Annotated in this window: 1 protein-coding gene; it reads right to left on the bottom strand. The window is 49.1% G+C overall.

The features are described 5' to 3' along the window. The coding region (locus QPK98_RS15650) for a type IX secretion system membrane protein PorP/SprF (RefSeq protein WP_310994401.1) at positions 1–269 on the bottom strand (269 nt) is incomplete at its 3' end. Positions 270–281 lie beyond the last annotated feature (12 nt).

Below are 281 nucleotides of genomic sequence, written 5' to 3'. Positions count from 1 at the left end.
TCGTTGAAAACAATGGCCCCGATCCCTGAGCGGTCCCCCAACCGAATATTAGCACTCAGGGTCTGCAGGTTGGGTGCCTCTTCCATATCAAACCACTGTTGTCGCGCTGTAAGACGCACCTGGTTGTGCGTAGCTGCACCAGCCATAGAGGGGTGCAGCAGGTACAGATTGTCCGAAAAATAATCCGAATAAACCGGGATCCCGTCCTGGGAAAATCCATAGAACGAGGCCAGTAAGAATAGGATAAGGGGAAGTTTCTTAATATACATAGTCTTTTGTTA

The organism is Aequorivita marina, assembly GCF_031631895.2.
In the GTDB taxonomy this organism is placed as follows: Bacteria; Bacteroidota; Bacteroidia; order Flavobacteriales; family Flavobacteriaceae; genus Aequorivita; species Aequorivita marina.
The sequence above is the reverse complement of the archived record's forward strand: the minus strand, read 5'-3'. Positions and strand labels throughout refer to the sequence as shown.